Source organism: Paraglaciecola sp., assembly GCF_039943935.1.
Classification (GTDB): domain Bacteria; phylum Pseudomonadota; class Gammaproteobacteria; order Enterobacterales; family Alteromonadaceae; genus Paraglaciecola.
In genome coordinates, this window is the sequence record NZ_JBDUZQ010000027.1 from 1 (window position 1) to 21,883 (window position 21,883).

Annotated in this window: 28 protein-coding genes; 1 reads left to right on the forward strand and 27 read right to left on the reverse strand. The window is 40.0% G+C overall.

Translation table 11 applies throughout. The features are described 5' to 3' along the window. The first annotated feature begins 302 nt into the window (after window positions 1-302). Window positions 303-1,076, forward strand: a complete 774-nt coding sequence (locus ABJD71_RS18230) for a hypothetical protein (RefSeq protein WP_348172951.1) — start codon at window positions 303-305, stop codon at window positions 1,074-1,076. 367 nt (window positions 1,077-1,443) lie between these two features. Here the strand turns inward: ABJD71_RS18230 and rplQ are convergent, their stop codons facing one another. From rplQ to ABJD71_RS18365, 27 genes are all read right to left on the reverse strand, one after another. Further along, window positions 1,444-1,845 (reverse strand): 50S ribosomal protein L17, encoded by a 402-nt coding sequence (rplQ, locus tag ABJD71_RS18235; RefSeq protein ID WP_133471039.1) that lies wholly within the window; start codon window positions 1,843-1,845, stop codon window positions 1,444-1,446. 42 nt (window positions 1,846-1,887) lie between these two features. Beyond that, on the reverse strand, window positions 1,888-2,877 hold the full coding sequence (gene rpoA / locus ABJD71_RS18240) for a DNA-directed RNA polymerase subunit alpha (protein ID WP_133471040.1): 990 nt from the start codon (window positions 2,875-2,877) through the stop codon (window positions 1,888-1,890). 22 nt (window positions 2,878-2,899) lie between these two features. Next, on the reverse strand, window positions 2,900-3,520 hold the full coding sequence (rpsD, locus tag ABJD71_RS18245; protein WP_133471041.1) for a 30S ribosomal protein S4: 621 nt from the start codon (window positions 3,518-3,520) through the stop codon (window positions 2,900-2,902). A gap of 24 nt (window positions 3,521-3,544) precedes the next feature. After that, window positions 3,545-3,934 carry a 30S ribosomal protein S11 gene (gene rpsK, locus ABJD71_RS18250; RefSeq protein WP_133471042.1) on the reverse strand — a complete coding sequence of 130 codons (390 nt, stop codon included), beginning with the start codon at window positions 3,932-3,934 and terminating at the stop codon, window positions 3,545-3,547. Between the two features lie 11 nt (window positions 3,935-3,945). Continuing rightward, complete coding sequence (gene rpsM / locus ABJD71_RS18255) at window positions 3,946-4,302, reverse strand: 30S ribosomal protein S13 (protein ID WP_348172954.1); 357 nt, start codon at window positions 4,300-4,302, stop codon at window positions 3,946-3,948. A 125-nt stretch (window positions 4,303-4,427) separates the two neighbouring features. After that, window positions 4,428-4,544 (reverse strand): 50S ribosomal protein L36, encoded by a 117-nt coding sequence (gene rpmJ / locus ABJD71_RS18260; protein ID WP_007104309.1) that lies wholly within the window; start codon window positions 4,542-4,544, stop codon window positions 4,428-4,430. A gap of 23 nt (window positions 4,545-4,567) precedes the next feature. Further along, a complete protein-coding gene (secY, locus tag ABJD71_RS18265; protein WP_348172957.1) occupies window positions 4,568-5,887 on the reverse strand; it encodes a preprotein translocase subunit SecY in 1,320 nt (439 codons plus the stop codon). Window positions 5,888-5,892: 5 nt separating this feature from the next. Then, window positions 5,893-6,327: a 50S ribosomal protein L15 gene (gene rplO, locus ABJD71_RS18270; protein WP_133471045.1), complete on the reverse strand. Its 435-nt coding sequence runs from the start codon at window positions 6,325-6,327 to the stop codon at window positions 5,893-5,895. 3 nt (window positions 6,328-6,330) lie between these two features. Further along, window positions 6,331-6,513, reverse strand: a complete 183-nt coding sequence (gene rpmD, locus ABJD71_RS18275; RefSeq protein WP_158971301.1) for a 50S ribosomal protein L30 — start codon at window positions 6,511-6,513, stop codon at window positions 6,331-6,333. A gap of 6 nt (window positions 6,514-6,519) precedes the next feature. After that, window positions 6,520-7,023 (reverse strand): 30S ribosomal protein S5, encoded by a 504-nt coding sequence (gene rpsE, locus ABJD71_RS18280; RefSeq protein ID WP_133471047.1) that lies wholly within the window; start codon window positions 7,021-7,023, stop codon window positions 6,520-6,522. Window positions 7,024-7,032: 9 nt separating this feature from the next. Further along, on the reverse strand, window positions 7,033-7,386 hold the full coding sequence (gene rplR / locus ABJD71_RS18285; protein WP_133471048.1) for a 50S ribosomal protein L18: 354 nt from the start codon (window positions 7,384-7,386) through the stop codon (window positions 7,033-7,035). A gap of 11 nt (window positions 7,387-7,397) precedes the next feature. After that, window positions 7,398-7,931: a 50S ribosomal protein L6 gene (gene rplF, locus ABJD71_RS18290; RefSeq protein WP_348172962.1), complete on the reverse strand. Its 534-nt coding sequence runs from the start codon at window positions 7,929-7,931 to the stop codon at window positions 7,398-7,400. A gap of 10 nt (window positions 7,932-7,941) precedes the next feature. After that, window positions 7,942-8,334, reverse strand: coding sequence for a 30S ribosomal protein S8 (gene rpsH / locus ABJD71_RS18295; RefSeq protein WP_133471050.1), 393 nt, complete (start codon window positions 8,332-8,334; stop codon window positions 7,942-7,944). A 12-nt stretch (window positions 8,335-8,346) separates the two neighbouring features. Continuing rightward, window positions 8,347-8,652 carry a 30S ribosomal protein S14 gene (gene rpsN, locus ABJD71_RS18300; protein WP_133471051.1) on the reverse strand — a complete coding sequence of 102 codons (306 nt, stop codon included), beginning with the start codon at window positions 8,650-8,652 and terminating at the stop codon, window positions 8,347-8,349. A gap of 11 nt (window positions 8,653-8,663) precedes the next feature. After that, a complete protein-coding gene (gene rplE / locus ABJD71_RS18305) occupies window positions 8,664-9,203 on the reverse strand; it encodes a 50S ribosomal protein L5 (RefSeq protein WP_133471052.1) in 540 nt (179 codons plus the stop codon). A 16-nt stretch (window positions 9,204-9,219) separates the two neighbouring features. Continuing rightward, window positions 9,220-9,534, reverse strand: a complete 315-nt coding sequence (gene rplX, locus ABJD71_RS18310) for a 50S ribosomal protein L24 (RefSeq protein WP_348172965.1) — start codon at window positions 9,532-9,534, stop codon at window positions 9,220-9,222. An 11-nt stretch (window positions 9,535-9,545) separates the two neighbouring features. Beyond that, window positions 9,546-9,911 carry a 50S ribosomal protein L14 gene (gene rplN, locus ABJD71_RS18315; protein WP_133471054.1) on the reverse strand — a complete coding sequence of 122 codons (366 nt, stop codon included), beginning with the start codon at window positions 9,909-9,911 and terminating at the stop codon, window positions 9,546-9,548. A 289-nt stretch (window positions 9,912-10,200) separates the two neighbouring features. Beyond that, window positions 10,201-11,574 (reverse strand): DUF4397 domain-containing protein, encoded by a 1,374-nt coding sequence (locus ABJD71_RS18320; protein WP_348172968.1) that lies wholly within the window; start codon window positions 11,572-11,574, stop codon window positions 10,201-10,203. 163 nt (window positions 11,575-11,737) lie between these two features. Further along, a complete protein-coding gene (locus ABJD71_RS18325) occupies window positions 11,738-13,375 on the reverse strand; it encodes an AMP-binding protein (protein WP_348172971.1) in 1,638 nt (545 codons plus the stop codon). Between the two features lie 367 nt (window positions 13,376-13,742). Continuing rightward, on the reverse strand, window positions 13,743-14,480 hold the full coding sequence (gene rlmB / locus ABJD71_RS18330; RefSeq protein WP_348172974.1) for a 23S rRNA (guanosine(2251)-2'-O)-methyltransferase RlmB: 738 nt from the start codon (window positions 14,478-14,480) through the stop codon (window positions 13,743-13,745). Beyond that, on the reverse strand, window positions 14,480-16,894 hold the full coding sequence (gene rnr / locus ABJD71_RS18335; protein WP_348172977.1) for a ribonuclease R: 2,415 nt from the start codon (window positions 16,892-16,894) through the stop codon (window positions 14,480-14,482). Before rnr ends, rlmB begins: the two co-directional genes overlap by 1 nt. 145 nt (window positions 16,895-17,039) lie before the next feature. Beyond that, the gene (locus tag ABJD71_RS18340; protein ID WP_348172980.1) at window positions 17,040-17,669 is read right to left on the reverse strand and encodes a tetratricopeptide repeat protein; all 630 of its coding nucleotides are present in this window, start codon (window positions 17,667-17,669) and stop codon (window positions 17,040-17,042) included. Window positions 17,670-17,781: 112 nt separating this feature from the next. Next, window positions 17,782-18,018 (reverse strand): TIGR02647 family protein, encoded by a 237-nt coding sequence (locus tag ABJD71_RS18345; protein WP_348172982.1) that lies wholly within the window; start codon window positions 18,016-18,018, stop codon window positions 17,782-17,784. Between the two features lie 179 nt (window positions 18,019-18,197). Beyond that, entirely contained in the window at window positions 18,198-18,662 is a 465-nt protein-coding gene (gene trmL / locus ABJD71_RS18350) for a tRNA (uridine(34)/cytosine(34)/5-carboxymethylaminomethyluridine(34)-2'-O)-methyltransferase TrmL (RefSeq protein ID WP_348172985.1), read from the reverse strand. Window positions 18,663-18,728: 66 nt separating this feature from the next. Beyond that, window positions 18,729-19,676 carry an alpha/beta fold hydrolase gene (locus ABJD71_RS18355; protein WP_348172988.1) on the reverse strand — a complete coding sequence of 316 codons (948 nt, stop codon included), beginning with the start codon at window positions 19,674-19,676 and terminating at the stop codon, window positions 18,729-18,731. A gap of 54 nt (window positions 19,677-19,730) precedes the next feature. After that, entirely contained in the window at window positions 19,731-21,131 is a 1,401-nt protein-coding gene (locus ABJD71_RS18360) for an ATP-binding protein (protein ID WP_348172991.1), read from the reverse strand. Next, window positions 21,128-21,823, reverse strand: coding sequence for a response regulator transcription factor (locus ABJD71_RS18365; RefSeq protein ID WP_348172994.1), 696 nt, complete (start codon window positions 21,821-21,823; stop codon window positions 21,128-21,130). Before ABJD71_RS18365 ends, ABJD71_RS18360 begins: the two co-directional genes overlap by 4 nt. Between the last annotated feature and the right edge of the window lie 60 nt (window positions 21,824-21,883).

The window sequence follows — 21,883 nt, forward strand, 5'->3', positions numbered from 1 at the left end:
TATAAATCAAAACTCGCCGCATCCCGCTTCAAATATACAACTTAAGTACATGCAACAAACTAAGAAATCTTAATCTATTACCGAAGACCTAAGTTGTATTAACCGGTCTCCCTTGAAGCGAGGGCGCATTATAGAGACAACACATTCCTATGCAACACTTTATTTCATTTATTTTATTGTTCGCTCAAAAACCACGCAAACTGGTTATAAAGCTGTCTATTTAAAAGAAATGTTGTTAGATTAACTTCTAAATAAGAACGGAAAATTAGAAATTCGTCTTTTCTTGAATATTGGTGTGTTATATGAAAATTGTAGTAATAAGTGTAATTATTGTAATTGGCTCTATTGGAAATCTAAACAAGGTCTCAGCGAGTCCAAGCATAATTGAAAGTAAATCCGCACAAATTACTGAAAACTTCATTCAGAACCAAGTTCAAAAGAACAACTCTGTAGGATTGACAGTAAAATCTATAGTTAACCATTATCCACAGCAGTCAGCCTCAATAGTTTCAACTGCACTAGATCTATATCCTGATAAATATAAAGAGATAATTCACTCTGCAATTTCTGCACAGCCCGCTTTGGCACAAGAAGTTGTTACTATAGCTATAAGCAAGGGGATTACGAGTTGCGGGAGTATTGTAGAGACAGCAATTAATGCTGACCCGAGCTATGTAGATTTTGTAGTAACCGCAGCCGCAAGCACAACACCTGAAGACTTAAACGAAATAGTACGTATAGCGGTAATTACTGAACCAGACTCAGCAGATTATATAGTTCAATCATTAGCTAAAGAACACCCTAGTAAAATTGTTGATATATTAAGTACTGCGATAGGTGCAGTCCCTCTGGTAGGAGAGTATGTGGTAGAAGCTTTATTAGCAGCATTTCCAAACGACGCAGAGCAAGTAATAACAACAGCTGTTCGTGAGTCGACTGCAGAAAGGGAAAATGTAATAAAGATTATAGAAGCAGCCTATAATTCAGGTGTAACTAGCGAAGACTTAGGTACTTATGCCATCAACGGCGGTGCAACACAAGAAGAAGTGGCTGAAGTACTAAGGATAAAGGATTAAAAGGGCTGCAACCTGTAAGATCTACATTCCTCCATATCATCATTAAGCTATTTAACAGCTTACTTATATCTTTTTAAAAAAATTTACACTACACACTGCTTACGGTTACTAGTTTTCTTCACAAATATCTGTGCTGGGATGGGCTTGGGTGAGTTAAACACTGTTATCACAGATTAAAATAAGTTAAATAACAAAATCTAAATAATTATCTAGACTCTATAAATAATCGCTTATTATCACCTTAGGCGATATTTCTAGCTTCACGTGGATAGCAGATAATAACTTACGGTTATCTATGGACATAAAAAAGCCCGGTATTTACCGGGCTCCTATTATTAGTATGTCGATCAATTTCGGGTTATAAACCTTACTCTTCAGTTGCTTCTTCAATCTCTTCGATTGCTTCTACTTCCGGGCGATCAACCAATTCAACGTAGGCCATAGGTGCTTTATCACCAGTACGGAATCCACATTTTAAAATGCGAATGTACCCACCTGGGCGCTCTTCATAACGAGGACCAAGTTCATTGAACAATTTACCAACAACTTCTTTATCACCAGTACGAGCCATTGCCAAACGGCGATTAGCTACACTGTCTTGCTTAGCAAGTGTGATAAGAGGCTCAAGCACACGACGCAGTTCTTTCGCCTTTGGTAAAGTTGTTTTAATCAACTCTTCTTTTACCAAAGAACCAGCCATATTTTTAAACATCGCTTGGCGATGACTGCTGTTACGATTTAACTGACGACCACTTTTACGATGGCGCATAGTTTTATCCTTCTTTACAAATCAGTTTAGTTAAAAACTAGATTAATCTTTTTCTGCGATTGACTCTGGTGGCCAGTTTTCTAGGCGCATACCCAGAGAAAGTCCACGAGAAGCAAGTACATCTTTAATCTCTGTAAGAGATTTTTTACCCAGGTTAGGAGTCTTTAACAACTCAACCTCGGTGCGCTGTACCAGGTCACCAATATATTGTATGGCTTCTGCTTTTAGACAATTAGCTGAACGTACAGTTAGCTCAAGATCATCAACAGGACGAAGGAGAATAGGATCAAATTCCGGCTTCTCTTCTTTCTCAACTGGCTCTGAAATATCACGCAGTTCAACAAATGCGTCTAATTGCTCAGCTAAAATTGTAGCTGAACGACGAATTGCTTCTTCTGGATCAATTGTGCCGTTGGTTTCCATATCAATGATTAACTTATCAAGGTCAGTTCTTTGCTCTACTCGAGCAGACTCGACATTGTAAGCAATACGCTCAACAGGACTATATGAAGCATCTACCAATAAACGACCAATAGGACGATCATCTTCTTCTGAAGAGCGGCGTGTTGACGCTGGAACATAACCACGACCCATTTCTACTTTAATACGCATGCTGAGTTCAGCTTCGCCAGTCAAAGTACAAACTACATGATCAGGGTTAACAATTTCCACATCACCATCATGCTGGATATCACCAGCTAATACTGGGCCAGCTCCCGACTTCACTAGAGTTAGTGTTGCTTCAGTTTTGCCTTCAAGACGCACGGCTAAACCTTTAAGGTTAAGCAATATTTCAATAACGTCTTCTTGTACGCCTTCCTTGGTGCTGTATTCATGTAATACACCATCAATTTCAACTTCGGTTACAGCACATCCTGGCATTGAAGACAATAATATGCGACGTAACGCGTTACCTAGCGTATGGCCAAAACCGCGTTCTAAAGGTTCAAGTGTGACCTTAGCACGGGTAGGCGAGACGTTATCAATTTCAACTAATCTTGGTTTTAAGAATTCAGTTACAGAACCCGACATTGTTTCCTCTCTTCTTTAAGCTTTACTTAGAGTAAAGTTCGACGATCAACTGTTCGTTAATTTCAGCAGACAAATCAGTTCTTTCAGGAACACGTTTAAATGTACCTTCCATCTTCTTGTTATCTACTTCAATCCAAGTTGGCTTTTCACGCTGATCTGCTAATTCAAGAGCAGCAACGATACGTGCTTGTTTCTTCGCTTTTTCACGAACAGACACAACATCATCAGCAGAAACGTTAAAAGAAGGAACGTTAACAACTTTACCGTTTACCAAAATGGCTTTATGGCTAACAAGCTGACGTGCTTCAGCACGAGTACTTGCAAAACCAATACGGTATACAACATTGTCTAAACGCTGCTCTAAAAGCTGTAGCAAGTTTTCACCTGTATTACCTTTTAAGCGTGCTGCTTCTTTGTAGTAGTTACGGAATTGCTTTTCTAATACACCGTACATACGACGTACTTTTTGCTTTTCACGTAATTGAACACCGTAATCTGATAAACGTCCGCGACGGGCGCCATGCTGACCTGGTGCATTATCTATTTTACATTTCGAGTCAATTGCTCGAACGCCACTCTTAAGGAATAAATCTGTTCCTTCGCGGCGGCTAAGTTTGAGTTTGGGACCCAAATATCTTGCCATGATCTTTCTCCAACTGTCCGTCGATTAAACGCGACGTTTTTTCGGTGGACGACAACCGTTGTGAGGTATAGGTGTCACATCGGTAATATTAGTGATTTTGTAACCAGCAGCGTTCAAAGCTCGGATCGCAGATTCTCGACCTGGACCTGGACCTTTAACAAACACTTCTATGTTTTTCAAACCGTAATCTTGAGCGGCAGTACCTGCACGTTCAGCTGCTACCTGAGCAGCAAATGGTGTAGATTTACGTGAACCACGGAAACCTGAACCACCTGACGTTGCCCAAGACAAGGCATTACCTTGACGGTCAGTAATAGTCACTATGGTGTTGTTGAAAGAGGCGTGGATATGAGCCATACCATCTGCAACTTGACGTTTTGCGCGTTTACGCGCTTTTGTTGGTGCTTTAGCCATAATATCCTCGCTTATCGTTTAATTGCTTTGCGAGGACCCTTACGGGTGCGCGCATTAGTTTTAGTGCGCTGACCACGTAGAGGAAGACTACGACGGTGGCGTATACCACGGAAGCAACCTAAGTCCATCAAACGTTTAATACTCATTGATACTTCACGGCGAAGGTCACCTTCAACTGTGAATTTAGCTACTTCATCACGTAACTTATCAATCTGTGCTTCATCAAGATCTTTAATCTTTGTTGTCTCTGCAACACCAGCTGCTGCACAAATGCTTTTAGCACGTGTGGAGCCGACGCCATAGATTGCAGATAATGCAATTACAGCATGCTTGTGCTCAGGGATGTTAATGCCAGCGATACGGGCCATTAACAGTACTCCTCTAAATTTATAGTTATTAGCCTAAAGAGCCCGATAGGATACTTACCCAATAACTAAATTGCAATTAAGGATTGAGGCGCTAGTGTATCTAGACGACCCCCAATCCCAGTTGATTAACCTTGCCTTTGCTTATGCTTAGGGTCAGAACTGCAAATCACACGCACAACACCGTTGCGCTTAATGACTTTACAGTTACGGCAAATCCGCTTGACGGATGCACGAACTTTCATTTCATCACTCCGTAATCGCTATCTTAACGGCCGTAGCCTTTAAGATTAGCTTTTTTAAGAACAGAATCATATTGATGAGACATCAAATGAGTCTGTACCTGCGCCATGAAATCCATGACAACCACTACCATAATTAGTAGTGATGTACCGCCAAAGTAGAACGGAACGTTCCAGGCGATCAACATGAACTCAGGCACTAAACATATAAAGGTTATGTAAAGCGCACCAGCCAATGTAAGGCGGGTCATTACTTTATCAACATACTTAGATGTTTGTTCACCAGGGCGTATACCAGGGATAAAAGCCCCTGACTTTTTCAAGTTATCAGCTGTTTCACGAGGGTTAAAAACCAACGCAGTATAGAAGAAACAGAAAAAGATAATCGCCGCTGCGTAAAACATCACATACAAAGGTTGTCCAGGAGACAACATCAGTGCCACATCTTGTAACCAAGACAATGACTCATTCTGACCAAACCAGTTTGCAACTGTGCCCGGAAACAAAATTATACTTGATGCAAAAATTGGCGGTATAACACCTGCCATATTTACTTTTAAAGGTAAATGCGTACTTTGTGCTGCAAAAACCTTCCGGCCCTGCTGACGTTTCGCATAGTTAACAACAATACGTCGTTGTCCACGCTCTACAAACACAACAAAGTATGTGACAGCGATCACAATAACACCTACTAATAACAAGAATAATAAGTTAATTTCACCTTGTCTCGCTTGTTCAGCAACATTACCTAATGCTGATGGCAAACCAGATACAATACCGGCGAAAATCAGAATAGAGATACCGTTACCAATACCTCTCTCTGTAATTTGTTCGCCCAGCCACATAAGGAACATAGTCCCAGTAACCAAACTCACTACTGCTGTAAAGTAAAAACCAAAACCTGGATTAATTACCAAACCTTGCATAAGGTTAGGTAAATTAGTAGCAATTCCAATTGCTTGGAACGTCGCTAACACTAAAGTAAAATACCTAGTGTATTGACTAATCTTGCGTTTTCCAGCTTCGCCTTCCTTTTTCAACTCCATCATTGGCGGATGCATGTGTGATAACAACTGCACAATAATAGATGCTGTAATATATGGCATGATGCCTAGGGCTAGAACTGATGCGCGTTCAAGGGCACCACCGGAGAACATGTTAAACATTTCTACGATAGTTCCTTTCTGTTGGTCAAATAATTCAGCCAACACCGCAGCATCAATACCAGGAATAGGTACAAAAGAACCCAACCTAAATACTATGATCGCACCAAGTACGAACAACAATCTTGATTTAAGCTCGCTCAAGCCGCCTTTGGCGCTTGAGTCCTGTCCTGGTTTAGCCATCTAGTTTATTCCTCTACTTTACCGCCAGCTGCTTGAATCGCTTCAAGTGCGCCTTTAGATACCTTTAAACCACTAACCGTTACGGCACGTGAGATGTCGCCACTTTTCATAACTTTAACGAACAACATTTCTTTTTTGATAAGACCTGCTGCTTTTAAAGTTTCAAGTGAAACAACTTCGCCTTCAACTTTAGCAATTTCACTCAACGTAACTTGGTCAGAAACCATAGATTTACGAGAAGTAAAACCAAACTTAGGAAGACGACGTTGGATAGGCATTTGACCACCTTCAAAACCAGGCTTAACAGACCCGCCAGAGCGAGACTTTTGACCTTTGTGACCACGGCCACCAGTTTTTCCAAGACCAGAGCCCATACCACGACCCACACGTTTACCAGCTTTTTTCGCTCCAGGTGCAGGAGCAAGAGTATTCAAATGCATCTTTTACTCCTCCACTACTTCAACCATGTAAAATACACGGTTTATCATGCCACGGACAGAAGGGGTATCTTCTAATTCACGAACATGACCGATGCGACGTAAACCTAAACCTGTAAGCGTTGCTTTATGCTTAGGTAGACGACCGATAGAGCTTTTTGTTTGCTTTACTTTAATCATCTTTGTCATGTTCAATTACCCCAAAATTTCTGAAACAGACAATCCACGTTTAGCGGCAACTGACTCAGGCGAATTCATTTCTGTCAACGCATTGATAGTTGCACGCACAACGTTAATTGGATTGGTAGATCCGTAACATTTTGAAAGTACGTTTTGTACACCAGACACTTCTAGTACTGCACGCATCGCACCACCGGCAATAATACCAGTACCTTCAGATGCAGGCTGCATGTAAACTTTAGAGCCTGAGTGACGACCTTTAATCGGGTGCTGTAGCGTGTTGCCATTAAGATCAACAGTCACAATGTTGCGACGTGCTTTCTCCATAGCTTTTTGAATTGCAGCAGGCACTTCACGTGCTTTACCATAACCAAAACCAACACGACCATTACCGTCTCCTACTACTGTCAAAGCAGTAAAGCTAAAGATACGACCACCTTTAACTACTTTAGAAACACGGTTTACAGCGATTAATTTTTCCAACAAGTCACCTTGTTGTTGAGCTTCTACTTTAGCCATAATTAACTCCTAGAACTGAAGACCAGCTTCGCGAGCTGCATCAGCTAATGCCTTAACTCGACCGTGATATTTGAACCCACTACGGTCAAAAGCAACAGATTTAATGCCTTTTTCAATAGCGCGTTCAGCGATGGTCTTGCCAATAGCCGCAGCTGCAGCTGAATTACCAGTGCCTTTAAGGCTACTAGCGATCTCAGTTTCAACTGTTGATGCCGACGCCAATACTTCAGAACCACTTGGAGCGATTAACTGAGCGTATATGTGACGAGGGGTACGGTTAACAACCAAGCGATGCGCTGCCAATTCACTAATTTTTTTGCGTGCACGAGTAGCGCGACGCAAACGAGCTGATTTTTTATCCATCGTACTGACTCCTACTTCTTCTTAGCTTCTTTACGACGCACAACTTCATCAGCGTAACGAACACCTTTACCTTTATAAGGCTCTGGTGGACGGTAGGCGCGGATGTTAGCTGCAACCTGACCTATCAACTGCTTATCAACGCCTTTGACGATGATTTCAGTTTGACTAGGAGTTTCAACAGAAATACCTTCAGGCATTTCGTATGCTACAGGGTGAGAGAAACCCAAAGTTAAATTTAGTTTCTTACCTTGTGCTTGAGCACGGTAACCAACGCCATTTAACAGTAATTTTTTCTCAAAACCTTCAGCTACACCTAACACCATGTTATTCAACAAAGAGCGAGCTGTACCAGCTTGAGCCCAACCATTAACCGCTCCTTCACGAGGAACAACTTTAAGCTGTGCATCTTCTTGTACAACTTCAACCGCATCGTTAAATACACGAGTTAGCGAGCCATTTTTACCTTTAACTGTAATCTCTTGACCAGCAATAGAAATTTCTACACCAGATAAGACATCTACAGGAGCTTTTGCTATACGTGACATTTTATTCCCCTTACGCTACGTAGCCGATGATCTCACCACCCATGCCCGCTTTACGCGCTGCACGGTCAGTCATCACACCTTTAGAGGTAGACACGATAGCCACACCTAAACCACCCATTACTTTTGGCAACTCATCTTTTTTCTTATAGATGCGAAGACCAGGGCGACTTACGCGCTCAATGCTTTCGATTACTTTTTTGCCTTCGAAGTATTTCAATGTTACTTCTAATACCGGCTTAACGTCACCAGAAACAGCGAAGTCTGTTACGTAACCTTCTTCTTTTAGAACGCCTGCAATAGCAACACGAACTTTAGAAGAGGGCATAGATACAGAAACCTTGCTAGCCATCTGACCGTTACGTACGCGGGTAAACATATCCGCGATAGGATCTTGCATACTCATATCAGCTACTCCTTACCAACTGGCTTTTTTCAAGCCAGGCACTTCACCGCGCATCGCTGCTTCACGCAACTTGATACGACTCATGCCAAACTTGCGTAGGAAACCATGTGGACGACCTGTAATGTTGCAGCGGTTACGCTTACGACTTACAGATGAATCACGTGGCAGTTGTTGCAGCTTAAGAACAGCATCCCAACGGTCTTCGTCAGAAGAGTTGACATCGCTGATAGTTGCTTTAAGAGCAGCGCGTTTTACCGCGTACTTAGCAGCTAGCTTGGCGCGTTTTACTTCGCGCGCTTTCATTGATTCTTTTGCCATAACCCTACACCTTACTTTTTGAACGGGAAGTTAAACGCGCTTAATAAAGCGTGTGCTTCCGCATCGTTTTGAGCGCTAGTAGTGATAGTAATATCCATACCGCGGATTTTATCAACCTTATCGAAATCAATTTCAGGGAAGATAATTTGCTCACGAACGCCCATGCTATAGTTACCACGACCATCAAATGACTTAGGATTTAAGCCACGAAAATCGCGGATACGTGGAATTGCAATAGAAACTAAACGTTCAAAGAATTCCCACATACGCTCACCACGTAGGGTTACTTTACAGCCAATCGGATAACCTTCACGGATTTTAAAACCCGCTACAGATTTACGAGCAACAGTTACAACAGGCTTTTGACCAGCAATTGCTTGCATGTCTGCCGTGGCATTTTCCAATACCTTTTTGTCTGCTACCGCTTCACCTAAACCCATGTTTAGAGTGATTTTTTCAATCCGAGGGACTTGCATGACGCTTTGATAGTTGAACTGCTTAGCAAGTTCCGCCACCACTGAGTCTTTATAGAAATCATGCAGTTTCGCCATCGTACTCTCCAATTAATTAAATTAGTTCACCGTCTGATTTGAAGAAACGAACTTTCTTCTCATCTTCAAGACGGAAACCCACACGATCTGCTTTACCCGTTTTAGAGTTGTAGATCGCTACATTTGATACGTGAATTGATGCTTCTTTCTCAACAATACCACCAGCTTCACCCAATTGAGGGTTAGGCTTTTGATGCTTCTTGATTAGATTTACACCTTCAACGATTAGACGGTTAGCCGCAGGAATAACTTTAAGCACTTTGCCTTGTTTTCCTTTGTCTTTACCAGTCAAAACGATGATTTCATCATCACGACGAATTTTATTAGCCATATCGTGACTCCTTATAGTACCTCAGGGGCTAAAGAGACTATTTTCATGTTATTAACACGAAGTTCTCTAGTAACCGGGCCAAAGATACGCGTACCAATAGGTTGCTTGTTTGCATTTAGCAAAACAGCCGCGTTGTTATCAAAACGGATAGATGAACCGTCTGGACGACGAACGCCTTTCCTAGTACGCACCACCACTGCATTTAGTACATCACCTTTTTTTACTTTACCGCGAGGAATTGCTTCTTTCACAGTAACTTTAATGATGTCACCAATATGTGCATAACGGCGATGCGAGCCACCAAGAACCTTAATACACTGAACCCTGCGAGCGCCGCTATTATCAGCAACATCCAGGTTAGTTTGCATTTGGATCATGTTAGTGCTCCGCTGTTAAAATTAAGACTCTTCAGAGTCGTTTATCTGTAAAAAAGCAGCTATTCGTTGCTTTTTTATACATACCCCAGTTAAAAGGGCGCGAAATACTAACAGAAAAGAATAGGTAGAGATAGTATAAATTAAAAATAATCCAATAAAACTATGCTTTTTGAACCTAAGACCGCATTTTAAGACGTTGATGCTCTGAAGGCTCATTGATATTAGGATGGAGGCAATATGGTCTCCATAAAAAAGGCCTCTAAAGAGGCCTTTTCTTTCTATCTAAAGCTTAATAAAGAACAGATATTTCAAATCCTGTCTGTGAATCATCTGTTTTCTCAACAGTTATGATGTAATTAACCTCTTCGTTAATACCTAATAGTTCAGTTCTATCAAGTAAAACTTGTGTATCATTACTATCATCAAACACGGCTATCAATTCATAAAAGTCACTAGGAAGCGTTATACTTCGACTTTCTTCGTAATCTAACCCTGCTACTAAATACTCTGCACTTTCAATGGTTTCATCTTTACGAACAAAGTAAAAATCTATATCAAAAAAATCAGGCGCTAAATTGACAATTTGAATTTGATGGTCGAAAACTTGAGGCAAATTACTTTCTTCAAATGAAATTGCCGTAAGTGCATCATCAGCGTCTCTGTAAAGCACAACTGCCTTACTTTCACCTTGATTTAACGTAATTAAACGATTATTAAATACAGTTGAATCATCCCCTTCAATGGCCGCAGATAAGCGATAGTCACCAAACTCAATCTCAGAAAAATCGCTCAATTCGTTAGCACTCAGATTTAATTCTTGTTCTGTATTATCGTCATTACCAGCTAAAGTTAAATTTATAGAACTACTATCATCTAGGCTGTTATAAATCCTATACTGAGCCGTTGCATCATCATCAGCGAAATTCGCCACTGAAGAAGAGTTAATTATGAGGTCGACAACTACATTATCTTGAATCGCACCTGAAGTTGTTCTTAAAGCAAGTACATACTCTGTGTCGAAAGCAAAACTAATGGTCGCACTTTCAAAGAAAGGTTCAGTTGAACCACTCTCCGTAAGATAGATAATATATTCGCCTTCATCGAAATCATCACTGTCACTGTCGCCGTCCCAATACTCATGTTCATCAAGCTCTTGATAGGTTACCGCACCTAGCAAATTAGCGGCGCTAAATGGTTCGCCTGCTTCACTCATATAAAGGTCATAGCTTTGTCCATTAGCAATGACAGAGGTTGCAAATAGTCTAAAGTGGTCTTCTAATTCTTCACGAGAATATGTGTATTCTATAAATGATGGATCTTCATAGTCACCACTAAGAATAATTAAAGACTTGTCTCCATTTTTCAAATCAACAGTCATTTCTTCTACTGTGACTTCTTGATCATCAGCATCGATGCGATAGAATTCTAACTCCAACTCACCATTGTCAAGCCCAGTAATTAAGCTTGTCGCATCACCGTAAGTAGCAGAACCCAAAATGTTACCATCGACCTCGGCCATCAATGTTGTAGCGCTATTTGCTGAACCGTTATAAAACTGAATATAAGAATCGTTAAAGGTGTTATCTCCACTGCCACCCGAACCGCCACATGCTGAAAGTAGCAAAAGTGACAAAATAGCAGGAGATAAAAAAACATTTTTCATAAAAAATTATCCATAGTTAATACATGTGTACAGCAATAGGATGTAAAACAAGTAAATAAAGTTCCACATTATTTGCACATTCTTCACAAGACACAGTCAATTGGCGTCTTTGGGGCGTTAAATTAATACTGGCACGGAGTTTACAGAGATTTTCTAGACTTTGCTATTGCTTCGCTATTTTACCTGTAAAAACACCATTTATTAGGTCTTTATATTTTTTTTCCAAGGTATGGCGTTTAATTTTAAGCGTCGGAGTCAAAAGATCATTTTCTACTGTCCATTCATCTTTTAGAATCACTAACCTTTCAAGGACCGAATGACTCTCAAGAGTTGAATTAACCTCTTCAAGAGAGGCAAGTAGACTTTCTTCTGATTCTTTGAATGGCCTTTTTAACGCATCTTCTGACAATACAACAAGGGCGATCGGCTGTTTTAAATGTGAGCCTGTAACACAGACCTGCTCAATGATAGAGTTAGCCATTAACTTGGATTCAATGGGAACAGGTGCTATGTACTTGCCTTTTGATGTTTTAAATATTTCTTTTAATCGACCGGTTATCGTGATGAATCCTTCATTATCAATGGAACCTTTGTCACCGGTTTTCAGGTATCCATCCTCCGTTAATACTTCAGCTGTTTTGTCGGGTTCAAGATAGTACTCTTTCATATTACAAGGCCCTTTAACTTGTATTTCTCCATCACTAGCTATCCTAACATCAACGCCTTCATAAGCTTTTCCAATGCAACCAATCTTGTCAGCCCTAAATGGCACACAACAGGTACCGTAAGCACTATTTTCTGTCATACCCCAACCTTCAGAAATATTTATACCAATCGTTCTAAACCATTCTAGCGTTGACGCTGGAATTGGCGCTGAGCCACTAGCACATAAACGTGTATCACTTAGCCCTAGTTTTTGCTGTATTTTTTTCTTAACAACGTTTTTTACGATTGGAATGCTCAACAGAAAATTAAGTTTCTTTTGAGGCATGTTTGCAAGCACGCCCATTTGAAACCGCGTCCATAAACGAGGAACTGAAATAAACAAAGTGGGTTGGGTGGCACAGATATCTCGGGAAAATGTATCAAGAGATTCTATAAAGCTCACTCTCTTTCTTGAGTAAAAACTAGCAACTTCTATCAAGACTCTTTCAGTAATATGGGCTAGAGGTAGATAACTCATTACTCTGTCCTTCGAACTAACTCCCAACTCTTGCAACGACGCATGAGCTGCCCAACATATTGAACGATAATTATGTACAACACCTTTTGGATTACCTGTACTTCCTGACGTATAAATAATTGTCATAACAGAGTCTAAATCTGGAATAGGGTTTTCAGCATAAGGGGCAACCTCTAGTAATTCACTCCACTGCTTATCAGCTGGAATATCAGGGTATGGGAACGCCAACTTTACTATTTCATTTTCTATTGCTGCAACTTGATTCACTGTGTCGTCAAGTTTACCAATGAAAATAACAGGACACTTAGCATGCTCAAGTACATAACGGATCGTCTTTGCGCCAGCTGTAGAGTATATAGGTACTGAGATATGACCTGCCATCATAATGGCCAAGTCGGTAATAAACCACTCGGCACAGTTTTTTGATAACAGCGCAATATGACTACCATTTGGTAAATTCATTGCAATTAGATTACTAGCGACTTTACGAACTTGTTCGCTTACATCTTTCCAAGTGAGCTCTTTAACTTCTCCTTGAATAGGTTGCTTCAAATAAACAGCATTTGGTTCAGTTAGTTCCCATTGGTAAAGCATATCTAATGGCGTTTTCAGTGTCATAATTTAATCCAATATATAAAGGTTGGTACTTTGCAGCTGCTTAACCAACAGTAGACAACATACAATATTTTAACATTAATTAAATGAATAGATATTTACTTTTTTTTTAAGTTTCATTGATAATAATGATAGTTATTCATTACAATAGCTCTGTTACATTTTAAAAAAGAAGCGAACAATAAATTGCAAACACCCTTAGTGTTTACACACTGCAGTTACTAAGGTTTATTGGGGAGTTAAGCTGGTCTAAAATGTTGAATCGGAAAAACTCAATAGAAGGTCAATGATTGGCACATTAAAAAGGCGATCTGTTAATGCACCAAACTTTAAAAAATAGAATAATATTTATAAGGTTAGTAAATAGGAATTAACCTCTCTGCCTAACTATTTCATATAGACATACACCGGTAGCCACAGACACATTTAAACTTGAAACTGATCCAGCCATTGGCAGTTTAATCAGTTCATCGCAATGCTCACGGGTTAAACGGCGCATGCCTTTCCCCTCAGCCCCCATAACCAATGCCATTGGGCCAACAAGTTTACAGTCATAAATATTATTTTCTGCTTCACCAGCAGTACCAATTATCCATACACCTGCATCCTGTAGGTCTCTTAAGGTACGAGCCAAGTTAGTTACTTGTACTAAAGGAATAACATCAGCGGCTCCACAAGCCACTTTACGAACAACTGGTGTAAGCGCTGCGGATTTATCTTTGGGTACTACAACAGCATCTACACCCGCAGCATCAGCAGTACGCAAACAGGCTCCTAAATTATGAGGATCAGTGACACCATCTAAGATTAACAAAAAAGGAGTATCAGTAGCGTCAACAATAGCCCCTAAGTCATTCTCGTTATACTGCTTTGCAGGTTTAACTTTTGCTATAACACCTTGATGTTGACCACCTTCAGATTTGTCATCTAAGGTTTTTCTCTGGCAAAACTGCACTGAGGCTCCGAACTTTCTTGCTTGACTAACTATTGCGTGAATACTCTTATCATCGCGCCCTTTCAAAACAAATAGCTCAATCAATCGTTCAGGCTCACGCTGAATAACCGACTCAAGGGCATGAATACCATATAGCCATTCTTGTTGAGCCATTATTTATTCCTCTTTCTGGATGAGCTAGCAGGTTTGTTACGAGATCCCTTTGTTTTGCTAGAACTCGTTCTTGGCTTACGGCCACTGGGTTTCTTCGCTGGCTTTTTCTGATTAGATGCCTTTGCTTGCTCTGTTTGCTTGGGTGATATTTTATCTACCTCTGCTGCTTTATCTCCTGCATTTTTCTTGCGTCGAGATGGTTTCCGTTTAGCAGAGCGTTTAATGGCTTTACCGTGATCACCGTCTAGTAAAAAGTCTATTTTGCGTTCATCTAGATTTACTGAAGCCACTTTAACTTCAACCGGATCACCTAGACGATACGTTACGGCAGAGCTTTCCCCAATCAAATATTGCTTAACCTCATCGAACCGAAAGTAATCATTATCTAAAGATGTAATATGAACTAGGCCATCGATATGAAATTCTGTTAACCGCACAAAAAAGCCAAAATTAGTAACAGAAGCAATCACACCTTCAAACACATCACCTACATGATCAAGCATAAACTCACACTTTAACCAATCCGCGACATCTCGAGTCGCATCATCCGCTCGGCGCTCTGTCATGGAACATTGCTCGCCTAAAGCTTCAACTTCATCAGCAGAATAGGACTTTCCACCAGACTTACTTTTACGTTGATTCTTCTTGTCTACAATACCTTTTAGGGCTCGGTGGACAACCAAGTCAGGGTAACGGCGAATGGGCGAAGTAAAATGCGCGTAGGCTTCTAAAGCCAACCCAAAATGGCCAATGTTTTCATGGTCATAAACAGCTTGTTTCATTGAACGCAGTAACATGGTTTGAATCAATTCTTGATCTGGACGGCCTTGAATTTTTTCTATGACATCGGTGAAATCTTGAGGTGATACTTCAGAACCAATTTTATGGGGGATACCCACTTCCGCTAAATAAGATAAAAATGCTCCAAGACGATCTGAGTCTGGTTCATCGTGGATCCTATAAAGGGCCTCAGCGTTATTTGTATCGAGTGTTTCTGCAGCAGAGACATTGGCCAAAATCATACATTCTTCAATTAGCTTATGAGCATCATTGCGAGTAACAGGAACGATATTATCTATTTTCCGTTGCGCATTAAATACAAACTTACTCTCTTGAGTTTCAAACTCAATAGCTCCGCGCTTGTTGCGGGTACGCTTAAGAACACGGTACATATCATGTAAATTTCTAAGATGTGGCACTTGCTCAGCATAACGTTTGTGGAGCTCAGGGTCACCCTGTAAAATATCCCAAACTTTCGTATAGGTAAGTCTTGCGTGAGAGTTCATAACAGCTTCATAAAATTTATGCTTTGTAAGTTCTCCAACGGCATTTATAGTCATTTCACACACCATACACAAACGATCTACTTGTGGGTTTAATGAACACAAACCATTTGATAGAACTTCTGGTAGCATAGGGATAACTTGTTCTGGAAAATAAACAGAATTACCGCGATTTTGTGCTTCACTGTCTAATGCAGTACCAGGGCGAACATAGTAGCTAACATCAGCGATAGCAACCCATAACTGCCACCCTCCTCCATCAAGAGGCTCACAGAAAACTGCATCATCAAAGTCACGTGCGTCTTCACCATCTATAGTAACAAGCGGAAGTTGCCTTAAATCAATTCGTCCTTCTTTCGCTTCTTCCGGTACTTGCTCCGTTAGTCCTTTGACCTGACGTTCAACGCCTTTTGGCCAATCATGGGGAATATCAAAGGTACGCAGAGCCATGTCTATTTCCATGCCAGGCGCCATATGTTCACCTAAGACCTCTACAATTTTGCCTATTGCATTATCTCGGCGACGTGGCCTTTGAACAATTTCAACCACCACTATATGACCTTGACGGGCACCATTGCTTTGTTCTTTGGGGATAATAATTTCATGATTTATTCGACTGTCATCTGGAATAACAACCCCCACATTATTTTCAAAAAAATAACGCCCTACTATTGGCTCCGTCCGTGGCTCTATAATTTTAGCAATACGAGCCTCTCGTCTCCCCCTATTGTCGGTACCACTTTCTTTAGCCAGTACAATATCGCCATGCAGTACTGCAGACATCTGAGCATTATGAATAAAGAGATCTTTTTCGCCATCTTCACGCTTTAAAAAACCAAAACCATCTCTATGACCAATGACACGGCCTTTAATAAGCTCTTCAATCTTTAACTTGGCGTACTTTTTATCTCGGGTAAATTCAACCTGTCCCTCTCGTTCCATTGCCCGCAAACGACGCTGAATACCTATTCGAGAGTCCTCATCTTTTGCATTCAGCAATTGACAAAATTCGAGAAAAGACAATGCCCCCTTTGCTTTATCTAAAAGTTCGAGTAAATATTCTCGGCTGGCCACAGGGTTATCGTATTTTTCTTTTTCCCGTTGATAATGGGGGTCGTCTGATTGAGACAAATGGAAAGTCCGTTGATTTATAGTATAAGTAGCTATTATAGCGAGTTAGGCAATTTAAAAACCAGTGCTTTCAAACTTAAAATATAGAAGTGTGATTTCCAATAGCTTAAAGCATAGTTAATTGGAACGGATTAACTATGCTTATTTAAGAATTTAATGGCCTTTTCGCTTTACGCACAGCTTTTGGGTGCATTAATTTTTCTAAACCAGAAATACAGCGAGCTATTTTAGAATGGGTTGGCTTATCCGAAGTAATAGCATTGTATAGCCAATGATAGGCATCTTCGTAATCGTAAGGGCTACCATAGCCATCAATGAAGAGCTCGGCTAATTGTATTTGTGCCTTTAAGTTGCCTAAGGCAGATGCCTCTCTCAAATAAACAACCGCTCGTTCTTTATCTTGCTGTACTAATTTACCTTGAGAATAATATCTACCTAGCTGCTCTAAACCTGATGCAAGCCCCTGCTCAGCAGCCTGATGCATGAACATTATGCCACGCTCTGCATCTTCTTTTACACATACGCCCCAAGCTAGCATGTCGCCCCATAAAAACTGATAGGCTGGTATTTTTAAAGTTTCTGCTCGTGCTTGTATATCTTGAACCAATTGGCAATCATCTAACACGACACGACTGAGGTGTTCGTTTCTATTGATCAGTTGAAGTAGCTCTTCTTGGGAATAAAGCTGTACTGCTTTAATATTTTCAGCAGCGGTTACATTACCAATAAACAAAAACACCGTAAAAGTGGAGCATAAGGACTTGATTATGTTCATGATTAAAATTCTATATTTAAACTAATACTTGTTTATCGGCAAAGCTGACTAATTTCTAAACTACATACTTAGCTAATACTTAGCTAATACTTAAAATAACAAAAAATCTAAATTAGGTAGGTGTCATGGCAAGCCCTAATACTTGAGCATGCTCAAATAAATCGTGCCCTAAATCAGTAAGGTAACCGCCATCAGGTTGGGTCACAATGCCCTTATCGAACAGTCTTTGAGCCGCAGAAACAACTTCTGGTTTAGCATCATGGTGAATTTTGATACCTTGCATTAAACTTTTATTGGGAAATTTAAGTAGTAAGGTTAACTCGGAAGCCATATCAGATGTAAATGTCATAGTTTTTCCTCTAATAAAAAAACAGGCGAATAGCGTAATTGAATTATCAACTATCCAGTTATTAGATGATCAGGTGTCATTCATCCGGTAAGGTTTCTATCTTTAACTACCTTAAAGCACCATATCATCTGTTGCCAAGTTAACATCAAATTTAATGAGGGGTCCACTCCTAAAGATAACTAAACAGCCCCATTAAAATTCAATTGACGCCAACTTTCATACACAAATACTGATACTGCATTAGATAAATTCATACTACGACTTTCAGGTAACATGGGGATCCGTACTCTTTGTTCAGGGGGGAGAGACTGAATTACATCGTCAGGTAAACCTCTAGTTTCTGGACCAAATAATAAAGCATCTCCTAATTGGTATTCAACCTCTGCAAAAAATGCTTTGCCTTTAGTAGTACAAGCAAAAACTCTTTTAGGGGCACGTGCTTCAATATATGCCTCTAGGCAAGGATATTTCTTTACTTGAGCAAACTCATGATAGTCTAAACCAGCTCTTCGGACTCTTTTATCATCCCATTCAAAACCTAACGGCTCAATTAGATGTAATGCGAATCCGGTATTGGCGCATAATCTAATAATATTTCCAGTATTGGGAGGAATTTCAGGTTGGTATAAAACAATATCAAGCATAAATAATCATTTTGGGAAGTTATATGGATAATATTAACAAAAACAACTGGGTTTATCTGAATACAATTAGATGTAAAAATCCAAAATAGCGTTCATGGCTTTACCTCTATATATATCCAGCTCTGCCATTAGTTCATGTTTGGCCTTTTCAATGACCATAAATCTGCAATTTGCTAATTTACTTGCAACAGAGGCTTGCCGTTTATTATCAACCACTGTATCTCCACCAGCTTGAATTACCAGTGATGGTATCGGAAAATCCAACGCATCATTTTCAATATTGTCCATTGCCTCAATTGCAGCTTTTAACCAACTACCAGTCACGCCACCAAGTTGAATGTTTGGTTGGTCGTGATATTCATTTCTAAAAACCTGATAGCGAATTTGACTATGGGTTAAATCGTTATCTTTAAAAGGCTTATTCTGATAATTTTTTTGGCCCCAAAAATATGTGGATTCAGACTTTAATGTTTTATGTAGGCCTAATAAACATTGTCCAAGCCACCTTGGTAGTATCGGTAAAATACCAAACATGGGCGAGGAGAAAGCCACTTTTTCAAATATATGAGGGTAACGCAATATTACCATTGCACCTATAGCTCCGCCCATTGAATGACATAATAGCTTAGGCTGATATTCACTGTGTTGAGTCACGACTTTATCAATGAATGTTTTAAAGTCAGTAACATAATCGGAGAAGTCAGTCACATACCCCAAATGTTTATTGCTTAACATGCGTCCAGACAGTCCTTGCCCTCTATGGTCGTGAATAAAAACAGAATATCCAGCTTGGTATAAGTCAAAAACAACCTCTTTGTACTTAACCATCGATTCAATACGTCCAGAAGAAATAACAATTGACCCTATGGGGGACGGGTGTTTCACAAATGAATAAGCAATTTTCACATCACCAAAGCCTTGAAAACTTCCAAATTTCATTTTCTTGTCCCAAAAGGGAGTAATTACATGTCCATAAGATGCTTCTAATTTATGTTCTTTGCTTAATATATTCATAGTTATTCATTTTTGTATATTCTTATACTCTAAAGACCACTTCAAAACACAACATTAAACGATTGGGATAGTCATAATTACCGCTAGCCCGCCTTGTGAGCGATTAACCGCTTTTATCGTCCCATTGTGCTTTGCAATGGCTTGGCAAGCAATTGCCAAACCCAAACCTATACCGCCGCTGTCCCTATCACGTGCGGTCGACTCTCGATAGAAGGCGTCAAATATTTTAGTGAGCTGCGTTTCAGGAATACCATTACCATCATCCAAAATAGTCCACTCTAGCATATTGTTACTTAATGATACTTTTACTTTCACAATGCCATTAGCGTAATGAATGGCATTGCGCAAAACATTTTCCACAGCACTACTTAGTAGCTGAGGCTCAGCATCAATGGTAAGTGAGCAATCACATAGGTAACTAATTGTTTTACCTTTCTGTTTGGCTTCAAACTCAGCATCGGTAATAATGGGAGTCATAAGCCCTACTATACTAACAGCTTGTAGATTTTGAATCGGTAGCTGGTTATCTAATTTAGACAGCATCAAAACTTGACTAATCATGCTTTCTATTTGCCCCGCTTCCTTTTCGATTCTTTCTAACGCCAATATCATATCAGCTGACACCTCTGACTCACTCTGTTGTTGTGCAATACCTATAGATAATTGTAAACGTGTAAGTGGAGATCGTAACTCATGGGAAATATCTGCTAATAATCGTTTCTGCCCAATCAATAAACACTCGACCTGTTCAGACATATAATTAAAATCTCGGCCAAGTTGTCCAATTTCATCAAGTCGTTCACCTACAGCTTCCACGCGAGCAGAAAGATCGCCTCGAGCCATTCTTTTAGAGGCGTTTTGCAATTGAATAATAGGTTTAAGAATTGAGTTTACAAATAGATAACAGAGTCCCCCGCTAAGAAGAATTAATAAACTAATAAACAGCCCAGGATACTGATGGCGAATGACTCTTAAGGTCCCTCCTGGTCTGGGCGTGACCAGAAACAATTGATATTCTTTTCCTGCAACTTCAATATTACTCGCTCCCCAATACGCTAAACCATCGACCCAAATAGCCAAAGACCTATAGCGCGACTCAAAAAGTTCACTAACATTAATGGAAGCTTGCATACGCTTAGGGTTGTCAAAAATTACCGTTTTATCTTTAGAGTTATATAATACCAAGCCAACTCTAGAACGTTTGCCAGCCTGATATAACATCGATTCAAGTGATTCTAGCTCGGATAGTTTATCAGCTTGCTTTTGTACTCTTCGGGTTACAATTGCTAATTCTTTTTGTTGTTCTGAGTTCAAGGGCCGGTATTTAACTTCGGAATCAAGTTGCTTTACTAACCATATAGAGCTCACAAAAACTAAAAATATCGCCAACCAGAACCATAAAAACATTTTAAAAAACAAACTAGCTGCAGGGTTAACCCGTTTCAAAAAGCTCATGCTTCTACCAAATACAAATAACCCGCGCCACGATGAGTTTTAATTTTTTCTTTGGTATTAAACTCGGCTAATTTTTTACGTAGATTACTGACATGCATATCTATACTTCTATCAAACTGTGCTAACTTTCGCCCTAGTACTTTCTCGCTAATATCTTCTTTACTCAATAAATTTCCATGGTTCAGCATCAACAAATGCAAAATAGAATACTCAGTGCCGGTGAGTTCTAATAACCTCCCCCCACAGAGAACTTGCTGTGATGAAGGAGATAACTCGACATCATCTAATTTAAGGTTTTGTTGCACACTAGTCGCTGGCAGCAATGACATACGACGCACCAATGCTTTGATACGAGCAGATAACTCGCGATGATTAAATGGTTTAGCTAGATAATCGTCAGCTCCCATTTCTAAACCCAAAATTTTATCTAAATCGTCACCCTTTGCTGTCAGCATAAGAATGGGAGTTAAATGACTCACCCTAAGCTTTTTTAAAACTTCAAAGCCATCAAACTTCGGTAACATCACATCCAATAGGATAAGATCATAATGTTTACCGGACGTAGCTTGGGCTATTCCAGCCTCACCGTCATGAACAATATCTACTTCATAACCTTGAGGCTTAAGGTACTGTGATAATAGCTCTGTAAGTTCAGTGTCATCATCAATTAATAAAAGTTGTTTGTTACTCATAAATTACCTCAACTTGTAAGTCTAACGACTCCGCATTAACATAAATTTATGATAACGCAG

Bases quoted from the DNA above. Each gene is read 5' to 3' on its own strand.
- ABJD71_RS18230 (WP_348172951.1), top strand. From the start codon at position 303: ATGAAAATTGTAGTAATAAGTGTAATTATTGTAATTGGCTCTATTGGA.
- rplQ (WP_133471039.1), bottom strand. From the start codon at position 1,845: ATGCGCCATCGTAAAAGTGGTCGTCAGTTAAATCGTAACAGCAGTCAT.
- rpoA (WP_133471040.1), bottom strand. From the start codon at position 2,877: ATGTCGGGTTCTGTAACTGAATTCTTAAAACCAAGATTAGTTGAAATT.
- rpsD (WP_133471041.1), bottom strand. From the start codon at position 3,520: ATGGCAAGATATTTGGGTCCCAAACTCAAACTTAGCCGCCGCGAAGGA.
- rpsK (WP_133471042.1), bottom strand. From the start codon at position 3,934: ATGGCTAAAGCACCAACAAAAGCGCGTAAACGCGCAAAACGTCAAGTT.
- rpsM (WP_348172954.1), bottom strand. From the start codon at position 4,302: ATGGCCCGTATCGCTGGCATTAACATCCCTGAGCACAAGCATGCTGTA.
- rpmJ (WP_007104309.1), bottom strand. From the start codon at position 4,544: ATGAAAGTTCGTGCATCCGTCAAGCGGATTTGCCGTAACTGTAAAGTC.
- secY (WP_348172957.1), bottom strand. From the start codon at position 5,887: ATGGCTAAACCAGGACAGGACTCAAGCGCCAAAGGCGGCTTGAGCGAG.
- rplO (WP_133471045.1), bottom strand. From the start codon at position 6,327: ATGCATTTGAATACTCTTGCTCCTGCACCTGGAGCGAAAAAAGCTGGT.
- rpmD (WP_158971301.1), bottom strand. From the start codon at position 6,513: ATGACAAAGATGATTAAAGTAAAGCAAACAAAAAGCTCTATCGGTCGT.
- rpsE (WP_133471047.1), bottom strand. From the start codon at position 7,023: ATGGCTAAAGTAGAAGCTCAACAACAAGGTGACTTGTTGGAAAAATTA.
- rplR (WP_133471048.1), bottom strand. From the start codon at position 7,386: ATGGATAAAAAATCAGCTCGTTTGCGTCGCGCTACTCGTGCACGCAAA.
- rplF (WP_348172962.1), bottom strand. From the start codon at position 7,931: ATGTCACGTATAGCAAAAGCTCCTGTAGATGTCTTATCTGGTGTAGAA.
- rpsH (WP_133471050.1), bottom strand. From the start codon at position 8,334: ATGAGTATGCAAGATCCTATCGCGGATATGTTTACCCGCGTACGTAAC.
- rpsN (WP_133471051.1), bottom strand. From the start codon at position 8,652: ATGGCAAAAGAATCAATGAAAGCGCGCGAAGTAAAACGCGCCAAGCTA.
- rplE (WP_133471052.1), bottom strand. From the start codon at position 9,203: ATGGCGAAACTGCATGATTTCTATAAAGACTCAGTGGTGGCGGAACTT.
- rplX (WP_348172965.1), bottom strand. From the start codon at position 9,534: ATGGCTAATAAAATTCGTCGTGATGATGAAATCATCGTTTTGACTGGT.
- rplN (WP_133471054.1), bottom strand. From the start codon at position 9,911: ATGATCCAAATGCAAACTAACCTGGATGTTGCTGATAATAGCGGCGCT.
- ABJD71_RS18320 (WP_348172968.1), bottom strand. From the start codon at position 11,574: ATGAAAAATGTTTTTTTATCTCCTGCTATTTTGTCACTTTTGCTACTT.
- ABJD71_RS18325 (WP_348172971.1), bottom strand. From the start codon at position 13,375: ATGACACTGAAAACGCCATTAGATATGCTTTACCAATGGGAACTAACT.
- rlmB (WP_348172974.1), bottom strand. From the start codon at position 14,480: ATGGCTCAACAAGAATGGCTATATGGTATTCATGCCCTTGAGTCGGTT.
- ABJD71_RS18340 (WP_348172980.1), bottom strand. From the start codon at position 17,669: ATGAACATAATCAAGTCCTTATGCTCCACTTTTACGGTGTTTTTGTTT.
- ABJD71_RS18345 (WP_348172982.1), bottom strand. From the start codon at position 18,018: ATGACATTTACATCTGATATGGCTTCCGAGTTAACCTTACTACTTAAA.
- trmL (WP_348172985.1), bottom strand. From the start codon at position 18,662: ATGCTTGATATTGTTTTATACCAACCTGAAATTCCTCCCAATACTGGA.
- ABJD71_RS18355 (WP_348172988.1), bottom strand. From the start codon at position 19,676: ATGAATATATTAAGCAAAGAACATAAATTAGAAGCATCTTATGGACAT.
- ABJD71_RS18360 (WP_348172991.1), bottom strand. From the start codon at position 21,131: ATGAGCTTTTTGAAACGGGTTAACCCTGCAGCTAGTTTGTTTTTTAAA.
- ABJD71_RS18365 (WP_348172994.1), bottom strand. From the start codon at position 21,823: ATGAGTAACAAACAACTTTTATTAATTGATGATGACACTGAACTTACA.